Origin of the sequence: Nonomuraea sp. NPDC050691 (genome assembly GCF_040654455.1) — a bacterium.
In the GTDB taxonomy this organism is placed as follows: Bacteria; Actinomycetota; Actinomycetes; order Streptosporangiales; family Streptosporangiaceae; genus Nonomuraea.
Genome location: NZ_JBFAIA010000001.1, coordinates 15,941 through 36,029 on the forward strand (window position 1 = coordinate 15,941; position 20,089 = coordinate 36,029).

General features: G+C 73.0%; 19 protein-coding genes and 1 tRNA gene. 7 read left to right on the forward strand and 13 right to left on the reverse strand.

Going from position 1 to position 20,089, the window contains the following annotated elements:
* Positions 1–39 precede the first annotated feature (39 nt).
* The 3 genes from AB0H81_RS00080 to AB0H81_RS00090 all read right to left on the reverse strand — a co-directional run bounded on the left by AB0H81_RS00080 (position 40) and on the right by AB0H81_RS00090 (position 2,445).
* The gene (locus tag AB0H81_RS00080; RefSeq protein WP_358366917.1) at positions 40–1,257 is read right to left on the reverse strand and encodes a Dyp-type peroxidase; all 1,218 of its coding nucleotides are present in this window, start codon (positions 1,255–1,257) and stop codon (positions 40–42) included.
* The gene (locus AB0H81_RS00085) at positions 1,257–1,811 is read right to left on the reverse strand and encodes a copper chaperone PCu(A)C (RefSeq protein ID WP_358366919.1); all 555 of its coding nucleotides are present in this window, start codon (positions 1,809–1,811) and stop codon (positions 1,257–1,259) included. The genes AB0H81_RS00080 and AB0H81_RS00085 overlap by 1 nt, the downstream gene beginning before the upstream one ends.
* Positions 1,812–1,896: 85 nt before the next feature.
* Complete coding sequence (locus tag AB0H81_RS00090; protein WP_358366921.1) at positions 1,897–2,445, reverse strand: MFS transporter; 549 nt, start codon at positions 2,443–2,445, stop codon at positions 1,897–1,899.
* Positions 2,446–2,606: 161 nt separating this feature from the next.
* Between AB0H81_RS00090 and AB0H81_RS00095 the strand changes: the two genes are divergently transcribed.
* Positions 2,607–3,308, forward strand: coding sequence for a hypothetical protein (locus AB0H81_RS00095; protein WP_358366924.1), 702 nt, complete (start codon positions 2,607–2,609; stop codon positions 3,306–3,308).
* Positions 3,309–3,348: 40 nt separating this feature from the next.
* Here AB0H81_RS00095 and AB0H81_RS00100 read toward each other — a convergent pair whose 3' ends face one another.
* Genes AB0H81_RS00100 through AB0H81_RS00110 form a run of 3 tightly spaced genes read right to left on the reverse strand, consistent with a single transcriptional unit; the run spans position 3,349 to position 9,444 of the window.
* A complete protein-coding gene (locus AB0H81_RS00100) occupies positions 3,349–5,970 on the reverse strand; it encodes a LuxR C-terminal-related transcriptional regulator (RefSeq protein WP_358366927.1) in 2,622 nt (873 codons plus the stop codon).
* A 48-nt stretch (positions 5,971–6,018) separates the two neighbouring features.
* Positions 6,019–6,180, reverse strand: coding sequence for a hypothetical protein (locus tag AB0H81_RS00105; protein ID WP_358366930.1), 162 nt, complete (start codon positions 6,178–6,180; stop codon positions 6,019–6,021).
* A gap of 54 nt (positions 6,181–6,234) precedes the next feature.
* Positions 6,235–9,444, reverse strand: coding sequence for a BTAD domain-containing putative transcriptional regulator (locus AB0H81_RS00110; protein ID WP_358366932.1), 3,210 nt, complete (start codon positions 9,442–9,444; stop codon positions 6,235–6,237).
* Between the two features lie 83 nt (positions 9,445–9,527).
* Here AB0H81_RS00110 and AB0H81_RS00115 point away from each other — a divergent pair, with 83 nt between their 5' ends.
* A complete protein-coding gene (locus AB0H81_RS00115; protein WP_358366935.1) occupies positions 9,528–10,076 on the forward strand; it encodes a universal stress protein in 549 nt (182 codons plus the stop codon).
* Here AB0H81_RS00115 and AB0H81_RS00120 read toward each other — a convergent pair.
* A complete protein-coding gene (locus tag AB0H81_RS00120; RefSeq protein ID WP_358366937.1) occupies positions 10,073–11,452 on the reverse strand; it encodes a PLP-dependent aminotransferase family protein in 1,380 nt (459 codons plus the stop codon). The genes AB0H81_RS00115 and AB0H81_RS00120 overlap by 4 nt on opposite strands.
* A 93-nt stretch (positions 11,453–11,545) precedes the next feature.
* Between AB0H81_RS00120 and AB0H81_RS00125 the strand changes: the two genes are divergently transcribed.
* The 5 genes from AB0H81_RS00125 to AB0H81_RS00145 all read left to right on the forward strand — a co-directional run bounded on the left by AB0H81_RS00125 (position 11,546) and on the right by AB0H81_RS00145 (position 14,577).
* Positions 11,546–11,995, forward strand: coding sequence for a carboxymuconolactone decarboxylase family protein (locus AB0H81_RS00125; protein WP_358366939.1), 450 nt, complete (start codon positions 11,546–11,548; stop codon positions 11,993–11,995).
* A gap of 3 nt (positions 11,996–11,998) precedes the next feature.
* Positions 11,999–13,246, forward strand: coding sequence for an MFS transporter (locus AB0H81_RS00130; protein WP_358366941.1), 1,248 nt, complete (start codon positions 11,999–12,001; stop codon positions 13,244–13,246).
* Positions 13,247–13,624: 378 nt separating this feature from the next.
* Entirely contained in the window at positions 13,625–13,744 is a 120-nt protein-coding gene (locus AB0H81_RS00135; protein WP_013130296.1) for a DLW-39 family protein, read from the forward strand.
* A 16-nt stretch (positions 13,745–13,760) separates the two neighbouring features.
* Positions 13,761–14,489, forward strand: coding sequence for an HAD-IA family hydrolase (locus AB0H81_RS00140; protein WP_358366944.1), 729 nt, complete (start codon positions 13,761–13,763; stop codon positions 14,487–14,489).
* Between the two features lie 15 nt (positions 14,490–14,504).
* Positions 14,505–14,577 (forward strand) — tRNA-Ala (locus AB0H81_RS00145).
* A 56-nt stretch (positions 14,578–14,633) separates the two neighbouring features.
* On the opposite strand, the gene AB0H81_RS00150 is transcribed toward AB0H81_RS00145, so the two are convergent.
* From AB0H81_RS00150 to AB0H81_RS00175, 6 genes are all read right to left on the reverse strand, one after another.
* Positions 14,634–15,830, reverse strand: coding sequence for a site-specific integrase (locus AB0H81_RS00150; protein ID WP_358366947.1), 1,197 nt, complete (start codon positions 15,828–15,830; stop codon positions 14,634–14,636).
* The gene (locus tag AB0H81_RS00155) at positions 15,830–16,066 is read right to left on the reverse strand and encodes a helix-turn-helix domain-containing protein (RefSeq protein ID WP_358366950.1); all 237 of its coding nucleotides are present in this window, start codon (positions 16,064–16,066) and stop codon (positions 15,830–15,832) included. Before AB0H81_RS00155 ends, AB0H81_RS00150 begins: the two co-directional genes overlap by 1 nt.
* A complete protein-coding gene (locus AB0H81_RS00160; protein ID WP_358366953.1) occupies positions 16,063–17,664 on the reverse strand; it encodes a replication initiator in 1,602 nt (533 codons plus the stop codon). The genes AB0H81_RS00155 and AB0H81_RS00160 overlap by 4 nt, the downstream gene beginning before the upstream one ends.
* Positions 17,661–19,115, reverse strand: coding sequence for an FtsK/SpoIIIE domain-containing protein (locus AB0H81_RS00165; RefSeq protein WP_358366956.1), 1,455 nt, complete (start codon positions 19,113–19,115; stop codon positions 17,661–17,663). Before AB0H81_RS00165 ends, AB0H81_RS00160 begins: the two co-directional genes overlap by 4 nt.
* Positions 19,116–19,202: 87 nt before the next feature.
* Positions 19,203–19,508, reverse strand: a complete 306-nt coding sequence (locus AB0H81_RS00170; RefSeq protein WP_358366959.1) for a hypothetical protein — start codon at positions 19,506–19,508, stop codon at positions 19,203–19,205.
* The gene (locus AB0H81_RS00175) at positions 19,508–19,951 is read right to left on the reverse strand and encodes a plasmid replication, integration and excision activator (RefSeq protein WP_358366962.1); all 444 of its coding nucleotides are present in this window, start codon (positions 19,949–19,951) and stop codon (positions 19,508–19,510) included. The genes AB0H81_RS00170 and AB0H81_RS00175 overlap by 1 nt, the downstream gene beginning before the upstream one ends.
* Between the last annotated feature and the right edge of the window lie 138 nt (positions 19,952–20,089).

The following is a 20,089-nucleotide window of genomic DNA, read 5'->3' on the forward strand; positions in this document are numbered from 1 at the left end:
CGGCCACCCGCCCCCCACACCGGACTTCGGGAAGGGCCGTCAGGCCGCCAGGAGGCGGTCGCCGATCCAGCCCTCCGGCGTGCACCCGGGCGGGATCGCGAAGACCGCCGAGCCGATCGGCGTGATCCACTCGTTCATCAGGTCGCCCTCCGCCAGCCGCCGCTGCACGGGCACGAACTGCCGGTCGATGTCGGCCTGGTAGGACACGAAGATCAACCCCGAGTCCGCGGCGCCGTCGGCCCCCACCGCCTCGTCGTAGTTGTACGGCCGGCGCAGGATGCGCTGCCCCGCGTCGGCGGCCCTGGCCCGCCTGATGTGCGCGAACTCCGGGATGACGGGGAAGCCGAGCTGGTTGAGGCGGTCGAAGTCGGGCTCGTCACGCTCGTCGCGGCCCGTGAGCGGGGCGCCGGTGTCCAGGCGCCGGCCGATCGCGAACTCCCGCGCCGACCGGTCCGCCGCGTCCCACTGCTCCAGTTTCATCCGGATCCGCCGCAGCACCATCGTCGTGCCGCCCCGCATCCCCTCGGGCCCGTCGCTCAGCCAGACGGACCGGTCCAGGTTCGAGGGGTTGACCGTGCCGTCGAGCTGGCCCATGAGGTTGCGCTGCGTCGTCCCGGGCGCCTGCGTCCCGGCGGCGCGCCGGAAGCCGCGCTGGCTCCACCGAACCGTGGCGAAGGCCCGCGCGTCCTTGACGATCATGCGGAGCGCGTGCGCCACCGTCATCGGGTCGTCGGCGCAGAGCTGGACGAGCAGGTCACCGCCGCTCCACCGGTCCTGCAGCCGGTCCGTCTCGAACGCCGGCAGGGCCCGCACCGGCGAGGTGACGCCCGCCGTTGCGAACAGGCCCGGCCCGAAGCCGAAGGTGACCGTCAGCCGGGCGGGCGAGACGGCCAGCTCGGGCTCGGTGTCGGCGAGCGCGGGCCGTCCCTGGGTGAGCCGGCGGGCGTCGTCGGTGAGGAGCTGCATCATCCGGACCACGGCCTCCTTGCCGGTGCCCGGCAGCAGGTCGAACCCGAGGAACACGGCATGGGCCTGCGGCGTCGTCGCGATGCCGGCCTGGTGCGCGCCGTGGAACGGCTCGACCGCGTCACCCGTCCCGGCCCGCGCCGGAGCGGCCTGCGCTGGAACGGCGTGGGCCGGTAGGTCCTGCGCCGGTACGGCCCGCGCCGGAGCGGCCAGTGCGGCGGCGGCGGCGCCCGCCACGGGCAGGGCAGCGCCGCCCGCCAGCAGGCTGCGGCGGCTGATCCCGGCGCCCATCAGTGCCCCGTCCCCGGCTGGTAGTCCTCCCGGCCGCCGGCGAAGTCCTTGCCGACCGCGGTGAACTCCAGCGGCGAGCCGCCCTTCACCGTCAGCGTGAACGGCACCCGGACCCCCGGCTTCACCGCATCGGTGACGTCCATGAGCATGATGTGGTCACCGCCGGGCCGCAGCTCGTGGGTGCCGCGCGCGGGTACCACGATGCCGCCCTCCTTCGGCCGCATGACCATCTTGCCGCCGGAGTCCACGACCTCGTGCAGCTCCACCCGGGACGACAGCGGCGTGCTGCCGGAGACGATCGTGATGTCGGAGTCCGTCGGGTTGACCAGGGTGCCGAACGCGGCGGTCATCCCCTTCTTCGTGGTCTTGACCCACGGGTCGGTGATGGACAGCACGCCCGCCTTGCCGGCGGGGGCGGAGGCGGGGGCGCTCGCCTGGGCGGGGGAAGCGGACGCGGACGCGTCGGCCTGCCGAGCAGGGCCGGCCTGCTGACCGCCGCACGCGCTGACCGTGACGAGAGCGGTCGCCAGCACCAGAACATGACGAGAGAACACGGGGTAACGCCTTTCTCCACCCGGGTACGGGCACGTCGAACACGCGGTACGTACCGGGGTGTGGTTGTCGACAAGAGGGGAGATGTCAGAAGGAATCGACAACCATCGGCGGCCCTCGCCGGGTCACGGCGTACCGCAGCACGGCCGGGCGCGGCATCGCGGGCCGAGCCGTGCAGGCGGGCAGGAACGGCGTCCAGAACGCGGGCAGCCGCACGAGCAGCAGGCGTACGGCCAGCCGGCGCAACAACGCCCAGAACAGCGCCTCACCCCGGGCCAGCCACAGCCCGGTCAGCACCGTCGCCCACCCGTGGGCGACCAGCATGCCGAGCCCCGGAACCAGCCCCGGATGGGCATGGGCCAGCGCCGTGACCGGCGAAGCCTCATGGGCCAGCGAGAACACCAGGTGCAGAACGGCCTGCGCCCCGCCGAGCAGCGGCAGGATCACCCGAGAGGTCCGCTCGCGCCCGGACAGCGGGTACGCCGCCGCGAACGCAACGCCCAGCGCCCCGGCCAGCATGCCCGGCGCCACGCCGCCTCCGCCGAACGCGTGCGCGCCCCAGCCCAGGCCGACGCACACCACGGCGAACACCGCGGCACGCGCGAGCCGGAAGGGAGCCGACGCGGGCAGGGACACAGCCAGGATCATCCCACGAGCCCCCCACGCCCACTGATCCGAACCTTCAAGGGATGACATCGCGCGGTGAAGAACCTCCTACGCGCGGGACCTCGCAGGCATAATGGCGGCCGATGCCGATAAATCCTGAGCCGACACCCCAAACGCCCATGTTTTGTGACTTGCCGTCCTACGCCGCGACCATCGCCCCCGTCATCAACGCGGTCCACGTCAACGTCCACGCCTCGGCCCGCCAGGAACGCGACGACCACGCCGAGGCGTGCGGCCTGACGCCCGGCTTCCTCGTCGACCTGCGGTACGCGCTGCCCGCGCGCCCGCTCACCCGAGACGACCTGTCCGTCGTCTACCGGTACGGCAGCGCCGCCGAGCTGGACGCCGAGATCGGCGACCAGCTCCGCCAGGGCACCCTGACGGAGGCCGGTGACGGCGTCCTGCGGCTCACCGCCGCCGGCCTGTCCTACATCCGGGGCCTGTACGAGGTCCACGCCGCGGCCGTCCGCCGCCTCTGGGCCGCGTACGACGTGCCGGCCGTCGCCGGACTGGTGGGCGAGGTCCTCGACCGGGCCGAGGCCGAGCCGGGCGGCGCCTTCGCGGTGATGGCGCCGCCGTACGAGCCCGAGGGGACGCCGCCCGGCGTGCTGCTGTTCAACCGGGTGGCCGCTCTGCGCTACCACCGGGCCGACGCCCACGCCGCCGCCTGGCGCGACGCCGGGCTGACCGCGGACGCGGTCGTCGAGCTGGGCTGCGGCCCGCTGCGTGACCGGATCGAGGAGGACACCAACCACCGGGCCGCCCAGCCGTACGCGACGCTCACCGGCAGCGAGCGCGAGACCCTGTTCGAAGGACTCCTCGCGCTCGTCTGACCGAGCGATCACCACTGACCGAGCGATCACCACTCCGGGCTCATGGCGCGCCGAGCAGGCGGCCCACCTCCATCCGGTCGTTGACGCCCAGCTTGTCGTACACGGCCTGCAGGTGGTTCGCGGCCGTCCGGGTGGACACGGCGAGCCGGGCGGCGATCTGCCGGTTCGTCAGCCCGGCCGCGGCGAGCCGGACGATCTCCCGCTGGCGCGGCGTGAGTTCGGGCGTGGCCAGCTCGACCAGCGCCGGAGTGGTCACCCCGGGGCAGCGCCTGGCCAGCGCCCACGCCCGGGTCCGCGCTCCCCTGGCCTGCGTGCCGCGCCCCATCCCGAGGTACGCGGCGGCCTCGTGGGCGGCGGCCTCCGCCGCGTACAGCACCATGCCGAGCCGCTCGAACTCCACCGCCACCGCCCGCAGCTCCCCCGGGTCGCCGGCGGCCCGCGCGTGCCGGGCGAGCAGCCGCACCAGCGGCCCGTCCACCCGTCCCGCCAGGCCGGCCAGCCGACCGGCCGCCTCCTCGGGCCGGCCCAGCCGTACCAGGTCGTGCAGCGCGAACATCAGGTACCCGGACTGCTCCCGCTCCTCCGCGTGCTCGGCGGCCGACCGGCACGCGGACAGCGCGCCGTCGAGGTCGCCGTCCGCCGCCGCCACCCACACGGCCGCCTGGAGCGCGGGCTGCCGGGTGAACGCCCAGCGCGCGGCGAGCCGCTCCGCCTCCGCCAGCGCCTGCCCGGCCCGTACGGTCTGCCCGAGCAGCGCGGACGCGTGGGCCAGCTCGGCCAGGCAGCGCCCCTGGTACGGCGTGCCGGCGGGCAGGCGCGCCGCGTCCTCACCGGCCCAGCGGGCCGCGCCCGCGACGTCGCCCCGAAGCCTGGCCACCACGGCCCGGTGGGCGCCGAACCCCGTCACCGGCGGCTCGCCCTCCCCGAGCGCCATGCCGCGTTCGGCGGTCCGCGCCGCCTCCTCCAGCCGTCCGGAGAACACCCGCGCGGCGCACGCCGCGTCGAGCAGGGCCGGCAGCGCGTGCGGCGCCCCGACCGGCCACCGGTCGTCCCGCTCCGTCAGGACCCGCTGGACCACGGCGAGGCTCTGCTCGGTCCGTCCCGCATACGCGCCGATCCACGCCTCCAGCCCCGCCGCCTGCGCCTCCCACCCGGCGAGCGAGGACTCCGCCCCGGAAGCCTCGCGAGCCCCGGACGACGCGCGAGACCGGCCCAGCGAGCGGGCCGCCTCCGACAGGCGTCCCGCGAGGAAGTCCGCCATCCCCCGGTACAGGCGCACCTCACGCCGCAGGGCCGGATCCGTCACCGACTCCCCCGCCGCGTCCAGCACCGCGCACGCCTCGGCGTCCGCCCCCGCCCACGCCAGGTTGATCCCCAGACTGGCCGCGTGCCGCGCCCGCTCGCCCTCCGTGACCGCCCCGCTCGCCGCCCGCCGCAGCGCCGCCACCGCCGTCTCCGACTCCCCCAGCACCACGAGCGCCTGCCCGAGCAGCGCCACGGCCGACACGCCCGCCCCCGCCTCGTGCGCCGCCCGCGCCAGCCGGGCCGCGAGCCGCGGGTCCTGCCGCGCCAGCGCCACACCGGCCGCGTCCAGCAGCGTGGCGGGCTCGACCGGCGAGCCGCTGTCCAGCCGCCACACCGCGGCGCGCAGCACGTCCTCGCGCCGCCGCGGCGCGCCCGCCTCCAGCGCCTCGGCCAGCGTCCGCAGCCGCCGGCGGGACCGCAGCGTGCCGCAGCCGTCCCGGATCACCTCGCCGTAGAGGGGGTGGCCGAGCCGCAGGTGCTCGCGCCGCCCGTCGGTCTCGGTGGCCACCAGCCCCCGGTCCTCCAGCCGCTCCACCACTTCGGCGGACGTCAGCCCCGCCACCAGCCCGGCGCCCAGCGGCTCGCCGAACGCCACCAGCTCCAGCGTCTCCCGCTCGTCCGGCTCCAGCCGCCCGATCCGGGCCTCGACCAGCTCGCGCAGCCGGGCGGTCAACGACAGCTCGCCGCGCCACCCCCAGGTGCCGTCGCGCACCGCCAGCCGGCCGGACGCGCGCCCGGCGTGGACGAGCTCGCGCAGGTAGAGCAGGTTGCCCCCGCTGACCTCGGCCAGGCGGCGCACGGTCGGCCGGGCCACCTCGCCCCCCAGCGCCTCGGCCAGCACCGCCTCGATCCCGTCCCGGTCGAGCGGGGGCAGCTCGATCCGGTCCAGCACCTCGTCCTTCCACAGCGCCGTGATGGGCGCCGGTGGCCGCGCGCCGCTGCGCACCGTGACGAGGACCGCCGCCGTGCCGCTCGACGCCAGGTGGTGCACCAGCGCGGCCGAGGCCGGGTCCAGCCGGTGGGCGTCGTCCACGCTCACCAGCAGCCGCCCGCCTCCGGCTCCGGCCCGCAGGTGGCGGGCGGCCCAGCGCAGCAGGTTCTCCCCCGCGCCGGGCGGGCCGGTCAGCGCGTGCGCGAACGCGCCGAACGGGATCGTCGCCGCCGTCGCCGTGCCGAGCGCCCGGACCACCCCGTACCCGCCGAGTCCCGACAGCGCCTGCGCCGCCAGCCTGCTCTTGCCGACCCCCGCCTCGCCAACGATCATGACGCCGGCCCGCGCCCGCAGCGCCTCCCGGACGCGCGCCAGCTGTCCCCCTCGCCCGACGAACGGCCAGCAGCTCCCCAGTTGCTCGCTCATCGTGCCTCCTCTCACGACCCAGGGTCGCGAGGGAGGTTCGCGGGAGGTTCAGGGCGGATCGCGCCGCAGCCCGGCCGCCGCGTACAGCATGTCGACGACCGCCTCGGTCCCGTGGAACGGCACCGGCTCGCCCCCGACCTCTTCGAGCAGCCCGCGGAGCTGGCCGCCGGACTGCTCCGGCTCGACCAGCCGTACGATGACCGTCCTCATGGGCGCACCATCTCGCCGCCCGGTTCAGGTCTGGTTCAGGTCGGGTGACGCGGCTCAGGCCGGGTACGGCATCGGCTCCACGTCGAGCTCGCGCATCCGCTCCGCGTACAGGTGGTAGCGCCTGCGCGCGTCGCCGCGCCGCCCCACCCGGTCGAGCACGCGGACCAGCCCGAGGTGGGCGCGCTCGTCGTAGGGGTCGCGTTCGAGCAGCCGCAGCCAGTAGCGGGCCGCCTCGTCGTGACGGCCCCGGCGGGCCCGCTCGGCGGCGAGCCTGGCCGCGGCCTGCACGTACGCGTGCCGGGCCTGCTCGCGCAACCCCACGGCCCAGTCGGCGTACGGGTCCTCCTCGCAGAAGTCGCCCCCGTACGCGGACTCGGCGGCGGCCCAGCGCTCCAGGGCCTCCGCCTCCCGGCCCGCGTGGTCGAGCCGCGCGGCGGCGGCCACCAGCCCGAGGAAACGCTCGACGTCCACCTCGACATGGGCCAGGTCCAGCCGCAGCGCCCCCTCGTCGGAGACGACCACGTCGTCCGGCGGGCGCTCGTGCGCCGGGTCGAGAACCGCCCGGAGCGTCGACACCATGACGTTCAGCCGCTTCAGCCCGACGGCGTCGTCCTCCTGGTCGGGCCAGAGGATCTCGACCAGCCGTTCCCGGCCGACCGGACCGCCGCGCCGGCTGACCAGGATCTTCAGCAGGTCGCGGGCCTTGCGCGACTGCCAGGCCGAGCGCGGCACGGGCACGGAGTCGCGCAGCACCCGGAACGTGCCCATCGTCTCCACCACCAGCCGGCCCGCCGCGGCGGGGACGCGCCGGGCGAGCAGGGCGTCGACGCGGTCGTCGAGCGCGCGGCAGCCGATCGCGTGCATGCGTTCCCTGACTCTCGCCGCCACCTCCGCGGCCGGCTCGGGGGACTCCCCTCGCGTCAGCTCGGCCCGTACCAGCTCGGCCCTGGCCAGCCCGACCGGGTCGCGCAGCTCCGACCAGCGGCGCACCGCCTCGGCCGCCGGCACGGGGTCGCCGTCCAGCTCGGCGCGCAGCTCCGCGGCCTCGGCCAGGGCCGCGTGGTCGCGGCGGCTGCCGGCCACCCGCTCCGCCTCGTCCAGCAGCCCCCGCGCCTCATCCGCCCGCCCGGCCGTGAGCGCCACGCGGGCCGCGGCCAGGCGGGCCTCCACCCCGGCCATGCCCTCGGCGAGCCGCAGCGCCTCCTTGGCCACCCGCGCCGCCTCCTCCGGATCGTCCGCCGCGAGCAGCACGGCCAGCTCGTTCAGCGCGTGCGACAGCTCCTGCACCTCGCCCGAGCCGGCGGCGTCCGCCACCACCCGTCGGTAGAGCGCGATCGCGGACGCCCGGTCGCCGCGCAGCGCGTGCACGTCGGCCAGCCGGACCAGCCCGTACGCGACGAAGCGCGACCCCATCGCCTCCCACCGGGCCACCGCGTCGGCCGCGTCCACGGCCGCCTCCTCCAGCCGGCCGAGCGCGATGAGCGCCTTGGCCCGGTTCGCCACGTTCAACGCGGCATAAGGGGCGAACGCCACCAGATCCGACAGCCGCCCGGCGATCTCCGTCTCCTCCAGCGCCTCCGCGTAGGCGCCCTCGTCGAGGTGGCGGGAGGCGCGGTTGGCCCGGATCCGGATGAGCTGGGCGATGTCGCCGGCCCGTTCGGCGTACTCCAGCGCCCGCAGGTAGTGGGCGTCGTTGGCCCGCCGGTCGCCGTCGAGCGCGGCGAGCATGGCCAGCACGGTGTTGGCGGCGGCCAGCGCCCCCGGGTCGCCGAGCGCGCCGGCCTGCTCCAGCGCCCGGTCCGCCAGCTCCGCGCAGCCTGCCCGGTCGCCCTTCAGCCACAGCACCGAGGCCGACGCCGCCGCGCACGCCGCCGCGTCCTCCGGCGGCGTGCCCCACGCGGCGCCCCGGCCGTACATCGCCAGAGCCGCGTCCAGGTCGCCGCGCAGATGGTCGACGAGCCCCAGCCGCCGGGCCACGAACGCGTCGAACGCCGGGCCCTCCGCCACCTCCGACAGCAGCTCGCGGGCCCGGGTCCAGTCGCCGCGGTTCTGCTCGGCGACGCCCGCCAGCCGCAGCATCGTGGGGGAGCGCCGGGTCGCCTCGGGCAGCAGCGCGATCGCCGCGATCACGTCGTCGCCGCGCTCGGCCAGCCGCCGGCCGTACGTGCCGAGCAGCGAGAGGACGAGCGTGGCGTGGCCGGTGTCCACGGCGGCGCGCAGGGCGGCCTCGGGCCGGTCGTGCTCGGCGTACCAGCGGGCGGCCACGGCGGCGACGTCGTGGGCCTCGTGCCGGTCCAGCGGCGCGTGCCGTACCAGCACGTGCCGGCTCGTCGCGGTCAGCCGGTGGCCGTCCGGCCCGGTGTCGAGGAACAGCCCGCGGCCGGCCAGCGCGGCGAGCGTGTCCGGCGGCGCGCCGAGAGCGGTGGCCAGGCCGTCGGCCAGCACGGGCAGGACCGTCGCCGCCCGCAGCAGCTCACGCATGGCGGGCGGCAGGTCGCGGAACGCGGCGAGCGTCAGCCGTTCGAGCGTGGCCGAGGTGGCCGCCAGGCCGGACGCCGTGCGCCGCCACTCGGCCGGGTCGGTGCGGGCGAGCGCGTCGAGGGCGGCCTGCACCGCGGCCGGCCAGCCGCCGCACGCCTCGTGCAGCGTCCCGGCGAGCGCGGCCCCCGGCTCGCCCAGCCGGGCCCGGGCCCACGCTGCGGTCTCGTCCGGTGTGAGCGCGAGATCCGCGGCGTCGAAAGCCAGCACCTCGTGGTCCTGACGCAGCCGCGCCGTCGGGAACGGCAGAGGAGAGCGCGAGGCCGTCACCACGTGCAGATGGCGCGGCGCGGCCCGCACCAGCGTCTCCACGTACCTGATCGAGCCGGGGGAGCCCGCGATCACGTCCATCCCGTCGAACACCAGGGCCAGCCCGCGCCGCAGCCGCGCGGACAGCGCCTCGGCCAGCGCGCCCGCCAGCGCCGCGGCCCTCGACAGCTCGTCGGCGTCGGGCCCGAGCGGCGCCTCCGCGGCGGCGGCCAGCTCGGCGGGAAGGCCGGGAACGGTCGCCGAGAGGGCCCCGGCCAGCGCCGCGGCGAGAACCGGCAGGTCACGGTCCGCGGGGCCCAGCCGGTGCAGCACGCCGCCGACGGCCTTGCTCCAACCGGATAGCGCGAGGGACTTGCCGTAGCCCGTGGCGGCCACCAAAGTGGTGAGCCTGTGCGTCAGCGCCCCGTCGAGCCGCCGGTCGAGGGCGGGACGGGGCTGCACCCAGCCTCGTTCCACCCCCGCATGCTACGCCCCGGGATAGCGAGGGACTCCAGAGTTCGCAAAGTGCCACCTTCAGGTAACCAGCGGCAAGGAGCAATATGGTCGAGTACCCCTTCGAGGAGGGTGCCGTGGATCATGAACTGCCCGGCGGGCCGAGGCTGATCGTGGGGATCGACGAGACCCCGGCCTCACGCTGGGCCCTGGCGTGGGCCATAGGGGCCGCCCGGCTGCACCGGATGGCACTCGTCGCCGTGCACGTCAGCCGCGCCCCGGTCCACCCGTTCCCCGAGGCGCTGCCGGTGCAGCAGGCGCTGCGCGCGGGGGAGGAGGCGCGCTGCGCCGAGATCGTCACGGGGGTGTTCGAGGACGTGGCGGGCGGCATGCCCGAGGACCTCGCCACGGTCGTGGTCGGCCGCGTCGGCGACCCCGGCTACCACCTGGTGGAACTCGCCCGGGAAGGCGACCTGCTGGTCCTCGGGCGCAGCCGGCGCGGGCTGCTCAGCCGGATGCTCCTGCCGTCCACCAGCATGTACTGCGCGCGTCACGCCAGGACGACGGTCGTCATCGTGCAGCAGCCGTCGCCGCCGGACGAGCCGGAGCTGTCGGGGGAGCGGGCCCGGCGCTTCTGGACCCGCAGGCACTTCTAGCCCGCAAGGGATGCTTGCAGGAGGCGCAGGCCGGTCGGGATGTCCGGCTGCCGGATCGCGCCGTAGCCCAGGACCAGCCCTGGCAACGCCGGGCTCTCATCGCAGTACGCGTCGAGCCGTTCCACCGCCAGCCCGGGCGCCGGCCGTACGGACACGCCGGGGGAGAGCCGGGCGCACAGGTGCAGGCCCGCGACCGACGGCACCGGGCGCAGCCGCTCGTCGCGCTCCAGCGCGGCGCCGATCAGCGTCCGGCGGGCGGCGTACTCGCGGGTCGCCTTCCTGATGTGGCGCGCCAGCAGCCCCTCGTCGATGAAGCGGGCCAGCGCGGCCTGCGTGGGCACCGACCCGTGCCAGTCGGTGAGCTGCTTGGCGGCGCGCAGCGCCGGCGCCAGCGAGGCGGGCGCGACCAGGAAGCCCAGCCGCAGCGCCGGCAGCAGGGTCTTGGAGAACGAGCCCACGTACACCACCCGGCCCGCGCGGTCGAGGCTCTGCAGCGGCTCCAGCGGGCGGTCCCCGAAGCGGAACTCGCTGTCGTAGTCGTCCTCGATCACCACCGCGCGACGCCGCTCGGCCCACGCCAGCAGCGCCGTGCGCCGCGCCAGCGACATGGGCGTGCCGAGCGGGAACTGGTGGGACGGCGTCACGTACACGAGCCGGACACCGTTCGGGATGGCCGAGACGTCGATGCCCTCGCCGTCCACCGGCACGCCGACGACGCGGGCCCCGAGCGAGCGGAACAGCAGCCGGGCCGGCGGGTAGCCCGGCTCCTCGACCGCCACGCACGCGCCCGGCTCCACCAGCACCCGGCCGACGAGGTCGAGCGCCTGCTGCGCGCCGTTGGTGATGAGCACGTCCTCCGCGCCCGCCCGTACGGAACGGCTGACGCCGATGTGCCGCGAGATCGCCTCCCGGAGCCCCTCGTGGCCCGCCGCGTCGCCGTAGCCCGGGGTGATCGCGCTCACGCGCAGCTCCCTGGCCACCAGCCTGCGCCAGGTCTCCATCGGGAACAGCCGGGGATCCGGCACCCCGGCCCGGAAGTCGTACCGCGCGGGGGACATGGGCGTGGCGGCGGGCGGCATGGACCGCCACAGGGCGCGCGGCAGCACCACGCCCCGGGGCGCGGCACGTCCGCGCACCGGCTCCGCCGACACGAACGTGCCCGCGCCGGCCCGCCCCACCAGGAAGCCGTCGGCGACGAGCCGGTCGTAGGCCACGGCGACGGTGTTGCGGGAGATCTCCAGGCGCCGCGCCAGTTCCCGGGTCGGCGGCAGCCGGTCTCCGGAGCGCAGCCGCCCGTCGAGAACGGCCTCCAGGAGTTGCCGGTAGACCTGTGCGGCCAGGTCACCCCGGCCGGTGAGCGTGATGTGCACATCCATGCCCGGCCCTCTCGTGCGGCCCTTGCTTGGCCCAACCAGTTTGACGGAAATTGGAGCTTATATCGGGACAAGATGCTCCCTAGGCTCGGCCACATGAGCGAACGCATGAACCTCGGCGCCCTCGCCGGAGAGGCATACCGCGCGATGGCCGGGCTCGACCGCTTCGTCGGGCAGAGCACCCTGCCCGCGCCGCTGCTGGAGCTCGTCCGGCTGCGTGCCAGCCAGATCAACGGATGCGTGTACTGCGTGGACATGCACAGCTCCGACGCCCTCAAAGCAGGGGAGAGCGACACCCGCCTGCACGCCGTCGCCGTGTGGCGCGAGGCGCCCTTCTTCGACGACCGGGAACGGGCCGCCCTGGCCTTCACCGAGGCCGCCACCCGCCTGTCCACGCACGACATCACCGACGAGATCTGGGACGAGGCCGCCCGGCACTTCGACGAGCAGCAGCTCGCCGCGCTGGTGGTCGCCGTGGCCACGATCAACGCCTGGAACCGCATGGGCGTGGCCACCCGCATGACCCCCGAGTCGTACAAGGACTGACCTGTGCGACCGGACCTCAGGGTTTTGACCGCTGCTCAGTTCGTCGCCTCCACCGGCGACGGCGCGTACATCGTCACCTCCGCCCTGTACTTCACCGGCATCGTCGGCATGTCGCCCGCGCAGGTCGGCGCCGGGCTCACCCTCGGCTGGGCGGTCGGCGCGGTCGCCGGGGTCCCGCTCGGCCACCTGGCCGACCGGCGCGGCCCACGAGGCGTCGCCGTGCTCCTCGCCCTCGCCACCGCCGCGGCGGTCGCCTCGTTCGTCCTGGTCCGGTCGTTCCCGCCGTTCATCATCGTCGCCTGCGCGTACGGGACCGCGCAGACCGGCCTGTCGGCCGCCCGCCAGGCGCTGCTCGCCGGCCTCGTCGAGCCCGCGAGCCGGACCGGCGTGCGGGCGGCGCTCCAGTCGGCGCACAACGCCGGGCTCGCCGTCGGGGCCGCGCTGGGCGGGCTCGCGCTGCACCTGAACGTCCGGGAGGCGTACCTGACGGTGCTGCTGGTGGACGCGGCCTGTTTCGTGGCCGCCGCCCTGGTGATGCTGCGGCTGCCTTCCGTGCCTTCCGTGCTTTCTTCGCCGGCTGTGTCGTCTTCGACGGCTGTGTCTCCTTCGCCGGTGTCGAACGGCCCCAGGCTGGCGGTGCTGCGTGACCGGCCGTACGCGCTGGTCACGCTGATCAACACGGTCATGCTGCTGTACATGCCGATGCTCAGCCTGATCGTCCCCCTGTGGATCGCCCAGCGCACCGCCGCACCCACCTGGACGGTGTCCGCGCTGCTGCTGGTCAACACGGCCGGGGTGGTGCTGTTCCAGGTACGGGTCGCCCGGCGGATCCGCGGCCTGGCCGACGCCTCCGCCGCGGTACGGCTGGCGGGGCTCGTCATGCTGGGAGCCTGCGGGATGTTCGCGCTCTCGTCCTTCAGCTCGTCCGCCTGGCTGACCGTCGCCGTGCTCCTGGCCGGGGTGGCGCTCCAGGTGGCGGCCGAGCTGCTGCTGGCCTCCGGCTCCTGGGAGATCAGCTTCACGCTGGCCCCGGACGACAAGCAGGGGCAGTACCAGGGGTTCTTCGGCAGCGGGACGGCCGTGGCCCGCATGCTCGGGCCGGCGCTGCTGACGACGCTGGTGATGGGGTGGGGGACGGCCGGGTGGTTGGCGCTCGGGCTCGTGTTCGTGTTGGCGGGAGCGGCGATGCCGCCGGCCGTACGGTGGGCTCGGCGAGCGGCGGCGCCTGGCGTCGGCGCGCTGGCGGAATGACGGCGGTGTCTGAAGTCGGCGCGCTGGCGGAATGACGACAGTGCTTGGCGTCGGCGCGCTGGCGGGTGCCTGGTGTCGGCGCTCTGGCGGACGGCGGTGGCTGCGGGACCCGCGGAGAAAGACGTGAGCCGGATCCGGCGAGAAAGGTGTGAGCCAGATGGGGAAAACCCGCGCGCCACGCCCCCGCCAGATCCGATCATTGTCCAAGATGGGATGGGTAAGGCGGGTCTCACCTGCGCCGGTCTGGCCATGCTTTGCACATTCCGTACATCTGGTTCGTGCGCAACACAGGGACCGCAGCGATCCCTTGCTAGGCTGCATGTCAACCGTTGGGTCTCACCCCGGCAGGTGAGGCCGTCGAAGAAGTGGGGTCACACCGTGAAGAAGCTGCTTGTTCTGGCGCTGGTCGCCCTTGGGGGGTTGCTGATCTGGCGCAAGGTGCAGGCTGACCGCGCCGAGCTCGATCTCTGGACCGAGGCCACCGGCAGCGAGAACTAACCGACCTGGCGAGGCGATGAGTGACGTCGTCCCCATCAAACTGGCGTGCCTCGACCTGGCGGGCACAACAGTAGGTGACATCGCCATGGTGGAGCGCGCCTTCGCCGAGGCGATCGCCACGCAGGGCATAGTCCCCGGGACCGGAGCGTACGCGCGTGCCATGGTGCACGTGCACCGGTCCCGGGGCTGCCCCAAGATCGATGTCTTCCGAGGGATCTTCCCCGACAACGAAGCCCAGGCACAGGCCGCCAACCTGACCTTCGAGCGCTCCTACGAGGGCGCCCTGGAGCGGGCCGGCCTCGTACCCATGCCCGGAGTGGTCGAAGTCCTCGACAAGCTCCGCGGCTCCGGCCTCCGCCTCGCCCTCGTCACCGGCTTCAGCCGCACCACCCTGAGCCGCATCCTCAGCGTGCTCGGCTGGGACGACAAGATCGACCTCGCCATCTCCCCCGAGGACGCCGGCGGCCGCGGCCGCCCCTGGCCCGACATGATCCTGCACGCCGTGCTCCGGCTCGGCATCGAGGACGTCCGCCAGGTCGCCGTCATCGGCGACTCCGAGAGCGACATGCTCTCCGGCCGCCGGGCAGGCGCCTCGATCGTGGCAGGCGTCATGACAGGCGTCCACAGCCGCGAACGCCTCCTCAAAGGCGGCGCCACCCACATCCTCGACACGATCGCCGACTTCCCCAGCCTCGTACTCAGCGCAGACATGACCACGCACCACATAGGGACGCCGGGCCGGTAAGCTATCTTCGTCGAAGGGGCCTTAGCTCAGCTGGCAGAGCGCCTGCTTTGCAAGCAGGATGTCAGGAGTTCGAATCTCCTAGGCTCCACGCATACGAAAGCCCAGGTCAATGGCCTGGGCTTTCGATCTTTGTAGGGGCTGTTTTCAGGGCCGTGCCCGTTGCGTGCCCGATGGGTGCTTGTCAAGCGCTCCGCGTGCCAGGGCGTCGAGCTTGCGGGCCACCTCGCGTTGTCTCTCGTCGGTGGAGTGTTGGTAGATGAGGGCGGCCCGGGTGCTGGAGTGGCCCATGCGGGCCATCAGCTCTCGGATCGAGGCGCCGGCGCTCGCGGCGAGGGTGTTGCCGGTGTGGCGCAGATCGTGAAAGTGGATCTTCGGTAGGTCGGCGTCCTGGAGTGCCTTGGCCCAGACGCGGCGGTTGAAGTTGGTGTTGCGGAGTGGGCCGTCGTCCGGGCCGACGAAGATCAGGCCGTCGTCGCCGTTCTGGGCGAAGTCCTTCACGTGTGCCTTGAGCTCGTCGAGGATCAAGGCGGGGATGGCGACGGTGCGCTTGCTGGCCGCGGATTTGGGGTCAGTGAAGACGAGGCCCTTGCCCGTGATCTGGATCAGTTGGCGCTCGACCTTGACCGTGCCTGCGTCGAGGTCGAGGTCTCGGCGCCGGAGTCCGGCCAGCTCGCCCCATCGGAGGCTGGCGAACGTGCCGAGGAGGACCAGGGCGCGGTAGCGGTATTCGATGACGTCAACGAGCCGGTAGACCTGGGCCACGGTGAGCAGGGGCCGTTCGGGTGACTTCTCCTGGCCTGCGCCTTTGATCCGGCACGGGTTCCGCTTGATGAGCTGGTCATCCACAGCTGTGGACAGAATCGCCTTGAGGAGTCGGTACGCCTTGGCCACGGTGACCTCGCTGACACCCTCGTCGAGCAGCTTCTTCCGCCACCGCCTGACGTGCGGCTCTTTGATCTCGTTGAGCGGTTTGTCCCCGAAGGTGGGGGCGATGTGCTTGCGCAGGAGGTAGCCGTACAGCTCCACCGTCCGGGGGCGGAGCTTGGGTCGCTCGTCGATCCAGTCGGCCGCGTACTTGCCGAGAGTGATCTTCCCGGCGTCCGGGTCGATCCATTCATCATCGAGGATCTGCGCCTCGGTCCTGGTCAGCCAGACTTCCGCGTCGGTCTTGGTCGCGAAGGTCTCGGGGGCCGGGCGGTCCACGCCGTCCGGGCCTTGGTAGCGGGCCTGGTATCGGCCGGACGGCAGCTTGCGGACACGGCCGAAGCGGCGCTTGGGAGGCTTCCGCTTGCGCGTCCGGCGAGGCTCTTCCTCGGGTGCGGATGGTGAGGTCTTGGCCATTACGCGGCCCTCCTGCGGGGCGTGACGGTGATCGGTTCGACGAGCCCCGCAGCGATGAAGGCGTCAAGGGCCGCTTCGGGGATGCGGACGTTGCGTCCGAGGTGGACGAAGGCGATGCGCCGCTCCTCGATCAGGCGACGAGGGAAGCGGATGGAGGTGTTCAGCCGCTCGGCTGCTTCCTCGACGGTGAGGAGCCGGCCACGAGCCCACTCGGGAAGGACGGAGGCATCGGTCATGCCGCTGTCCTCTCCATCACCGGTGGGTCTTGGCCGTCTGCTTGGGCCTGGAGTTGGGGCAGGTGGATTCGCCAGCGTTGGCGTTCGGCGACTGATCGGAGGAGGCGTACGGCGAGTGGTGACACGTTGGCGTCGCCGGCCGGGACGGGCTTCCAGATATAGCGGTGCGGGTCGGTCAGCTCATTGGGCTGGCCGAGGGCTTCCAGGACCCAGGTGCGGCGGTCCTGCTTGTGTTCGGCGAGGGTCTTGTTGCTCCATTTGCGGGAGACCAGGACGCGGCGTCCGGCGTAGCCGAGGTGGTCGGGCTTGTGGGCCTTGCTTCGGCACTGGCCGGGTGTCATCCCAGCTTTGGCGCCCTTGGGCTGGATGCCGTAGCGCAGCCAGTTCGGGCAGGTGGGGGAGCAAGGTTCGTAGCGCAGGGCTTCGACCACGCGGGCGATGTGATCACGCTGTGCCTGACTGTCTAGGGCTTCACCGAGGCTCTTGGTCAGGTACTTGGACAGGTAGCGGATGCACTGGTCGGTGTCCGGGGTGCCGGCGAGGACGCCCTTGACGTCGATCTGGTCGCCGAAGCGGATGACGTGCAAGGGCTTGGCATTCTCGTCGGTGTCGAGCTGGTCGAGGGCTTGGTCCCAGGTGGGCAGGACTTCGCCGGTGCTGGGATTGAGGTAGCCGGTTCCGTCCTCCCAGACGGGCAGGCGGGCGCCTTCGAAGACGACGGTGTCGGCCGGTGGCCACCACACCTGGTGATAGGTGGCAGCGGCGATCTGCTTGACCTCCGCTCGCGGGAGGGTGCCGCGGATGGCCATGTGCAGGTGCGGGGCGAGCCGCTTCTGGGGCTCCACAGTGGCGAAGTACTGCACGTCATAGCCGGCCACGCGGCGGAGGTTCTGCACGAAGCGATCGACCAGCTTGGAGAAGTGCAACGCATCCCGCGCAGCCCGCGTGTAGTCGTAGTTCTCAGGATCGACCGGGACGCCGTTCCGTACCTTGCCGTAGGACGGGAGGGTCAGGGTGACGAACAGCGAGGGCCGGTAGACCTTGCCGTCCGAGGACTGGAAAGTCCGTCCGAGCGTGGTGTTGGCCATCTTGCGCTTGGGCAGGTTCGGGGCGTCCTGCCGTCGCCTCGTCGAGCGGGTGCGCTTGGGGACGGTCCGGCCGAGGACGTTGCCGCGCATGCCCGCCTCGTTGATCTCGGCGTCCACGCCCTCAATCGCAGCGTCCCAGTCGGCGGTGTCCTCGCCGAGGGCTTCGGCCTGGTCGCGGCGGGCCTGGAGATCGGCGCGGAACTCGACCAGCCACCGCTGTTCCTCTGTCGGGTCGTCCGGCGTGATGGCCGGCTCCTGGTCGAGGTGCCAGCCTTCGCGGCACTGTGCCATGCGGAGTTGCCAGTTGCGCTTGGCGCAGGACGGGCACTTGGCGTCGAGGGTGGCGCCGCAGGGGACGTCCACCACCTCCCAGCGGCCGGTGTCGACGTCCAGACGCTTGAGCGGGACGGGTCGGATGCAGACGCCGTACTGCTTGGCAACCTCCACGGCCACCTCTCGGGCCTGCGGCATGGCCTGCCGGAGGGCGCGGGGCAGAGAGCGATCGGTCATGCAGCCCTCCCGTCGTCGGCGGTTGTGGAGCGCGGATGGCCGGGTTCGTGTCGGGCGACCATGTCGCGGATGTCGATGTCGGAGACGTAGGCCGCGCGGACCCGGACCGGGTCGGGCGAGGTCTCCAGACGGACGTAGCCGACGCCGGCGCCCCGTTCCGGGACGGGTGAGATGTGGTCTGCCAGAGCGCCACGGTCGCGAGCACCGTCGCCGAGGACCATGTCCACCTGCTCGGACTCGTCCAAGCGGAGGGCGATCTTGTCGGGGAACAGGTTGCGGATGTTCATGACTTCCTTGCGCGGGTCCTGGAGGGCGGCCATGACGCCGATGCCGACCGCGCGCCCTTGGGTGGTGAGCGTGGCCAGGGCGGCGGAGATGCGTTGCTTGAGTTGGCGGTCGGCCTGGTAGGCGGTCAGGAATGCCACTTCGTCGACGACGACCAAGACGAACGGGTCTTCCAGAGTCGGGGTGTGGGAGCGCTGGAGGCCGGCGAATCGAGCGGCACGCTCCTGCATCACGGTCACGGCCTGATCGAGCAGGTCGGCGCACTCTTCCGGAGTGGCCGCGTACCGCTCATCGAACAAGGCGCGGCCGAAGGACAGCTCCATCCGCTTGGGATCAAGCGCCCACACCTCGACAAGCCCCGCCCGGACGGCAGGCAGGAGGGCGCGGATAGTGGACCAGATGATCGAGCCCTTGCCGGCCCCGGTGGCGCCCGCCACCAGGACGTGAGTGCCGTGCACCTTGAGCCGCCACGGCCGCCCGTCCTCCTGCTTGCCGATCTCGACCGGTCCCACGGTTGGCTGTTGCGGGATCGGCAGTGCTGGGATCGGTGTGGCCAGCGGGTCATGTCTCGGGAAGGTGAGGGCGAGGCGTCCGGCTTTGGCGATGGCGACGCGGCAGGAGGGCGCGCCGAAGCCGTGGGCGAGGTGGTCGGTGCGGTCGGTCCAGTCCTTGACGGCTTGGCCGTCGAGCATGCGGACGGTGACGGTGTCGGCCCAGGAGGTGCAGGTGATCTTGCCGAGGCGCGGCAGGTAGTCGCGACCTCGCAAGTGCCGGCCAAGGCCGGAGATGACCATGACCGATTGCCAGTGGCGGCGGTAGACCCAGATGAGGCGACACCAGGCCAGCAGCCGGTAGCCGATCCAGCGGGCGAAGGAGGAGCGGTCGGTCAGCGCCCAGGCGAGGAGTCCGGTCGGGGCGGGTGTGAGGAGCAGCAGTGCCGTTCGCCAGCCATACATGACGGTGAGCACGGCCGGGATGCTCGCGATGGTGATCGCGATGGGGTGTCGCAAGATGGTGCGGACGAGTCCGGCGAGCAGTCGCCAGGCGAGGATGACGATGGTGATGATGGCGGGTGTGGTGACGACGGCCGGGCGGAAGACGATGGCCGTGTCCGGCGTGGTGGTGACGAGGTTGCGTGCTTCGTCACCGGGCAGCCGCTTGAACATAGGCTTGGAACCTCTCGTGATGTGGAAGTCAGGGGAGAACTGAGGGGCCGCCGGAAGTTGGCGCTTCTGGCGGCCCCGCCTTACGTGTCAGGCCGCCGTCTGGTCGGTGGCCTCGCCGGTCGCCGACTGCTGGACAGCGCGGCCGGTCAGGTAGGTCGTGGCGTAGAAAGCGCGCTCTATCAACCAGGCGAAGCGGGCGGCCTCGCGGGCAAGCTGGCGGGCGAACTCCAAGTCCTCACCGGTCACCGGACCGGTGGTGGTGATCAGGACCGAGGTGGCGCCGAAGTCCAGCGCCAACACCGGCTCACGGCCGTAGGGGTGGCGCAGGGTGCGGGCGGTGTGTCCGGTGGTCAGCCGGATCACGCTGCGACGCGGAGTACGGCGGCGGGTCATCAGGCGGCGTCCTTTCCGGCCGAAGCCTTGCTCGGAGCGGGCGAACTGGTCTGGGCCGGCTGGCTGCTCTGGCGAGGTGCGTGCATCTCACGAACCTTGATCGAGTAGGCGAGACGGCCGGCGGCGTTCACGTACGGCGTGACGGAGATGGCGTTGAACTCGACCGGCGTGAACGGCAGCCCGGGCATGGGCGACGGAGGGACCGGCTGCACCGGGGCGAGGATCTTGACTGCGACGGTCTTCTGGGCGGGCTTAAGGGTCGGGTCACCGTCCATGACCGCGACCTGCCAGACCAGCTCTCCGGTCTGCTTGTCGCGAGCCTGCACGAACCGGCCACCAGCGGAGGCGTCGAAGTCCTTGACGGGCTCGACCTCACCGACGATGTAGCAGCCGTGCGGGAAGACCATGGCGAAGGTGACGGGGATGGGACCTTGCAGAGCCATAACGGCCCCTTTCTTGGATGTCAGACACTTGACCTATCAAGTGATGCTCTGAGAATAGGCGCCTGAAACTTGCTAGGTCAAGTACCTAGGAGAAGGTGACGGCGATCTAGCCAGATGGAGAGATCACGATGCGGTGTT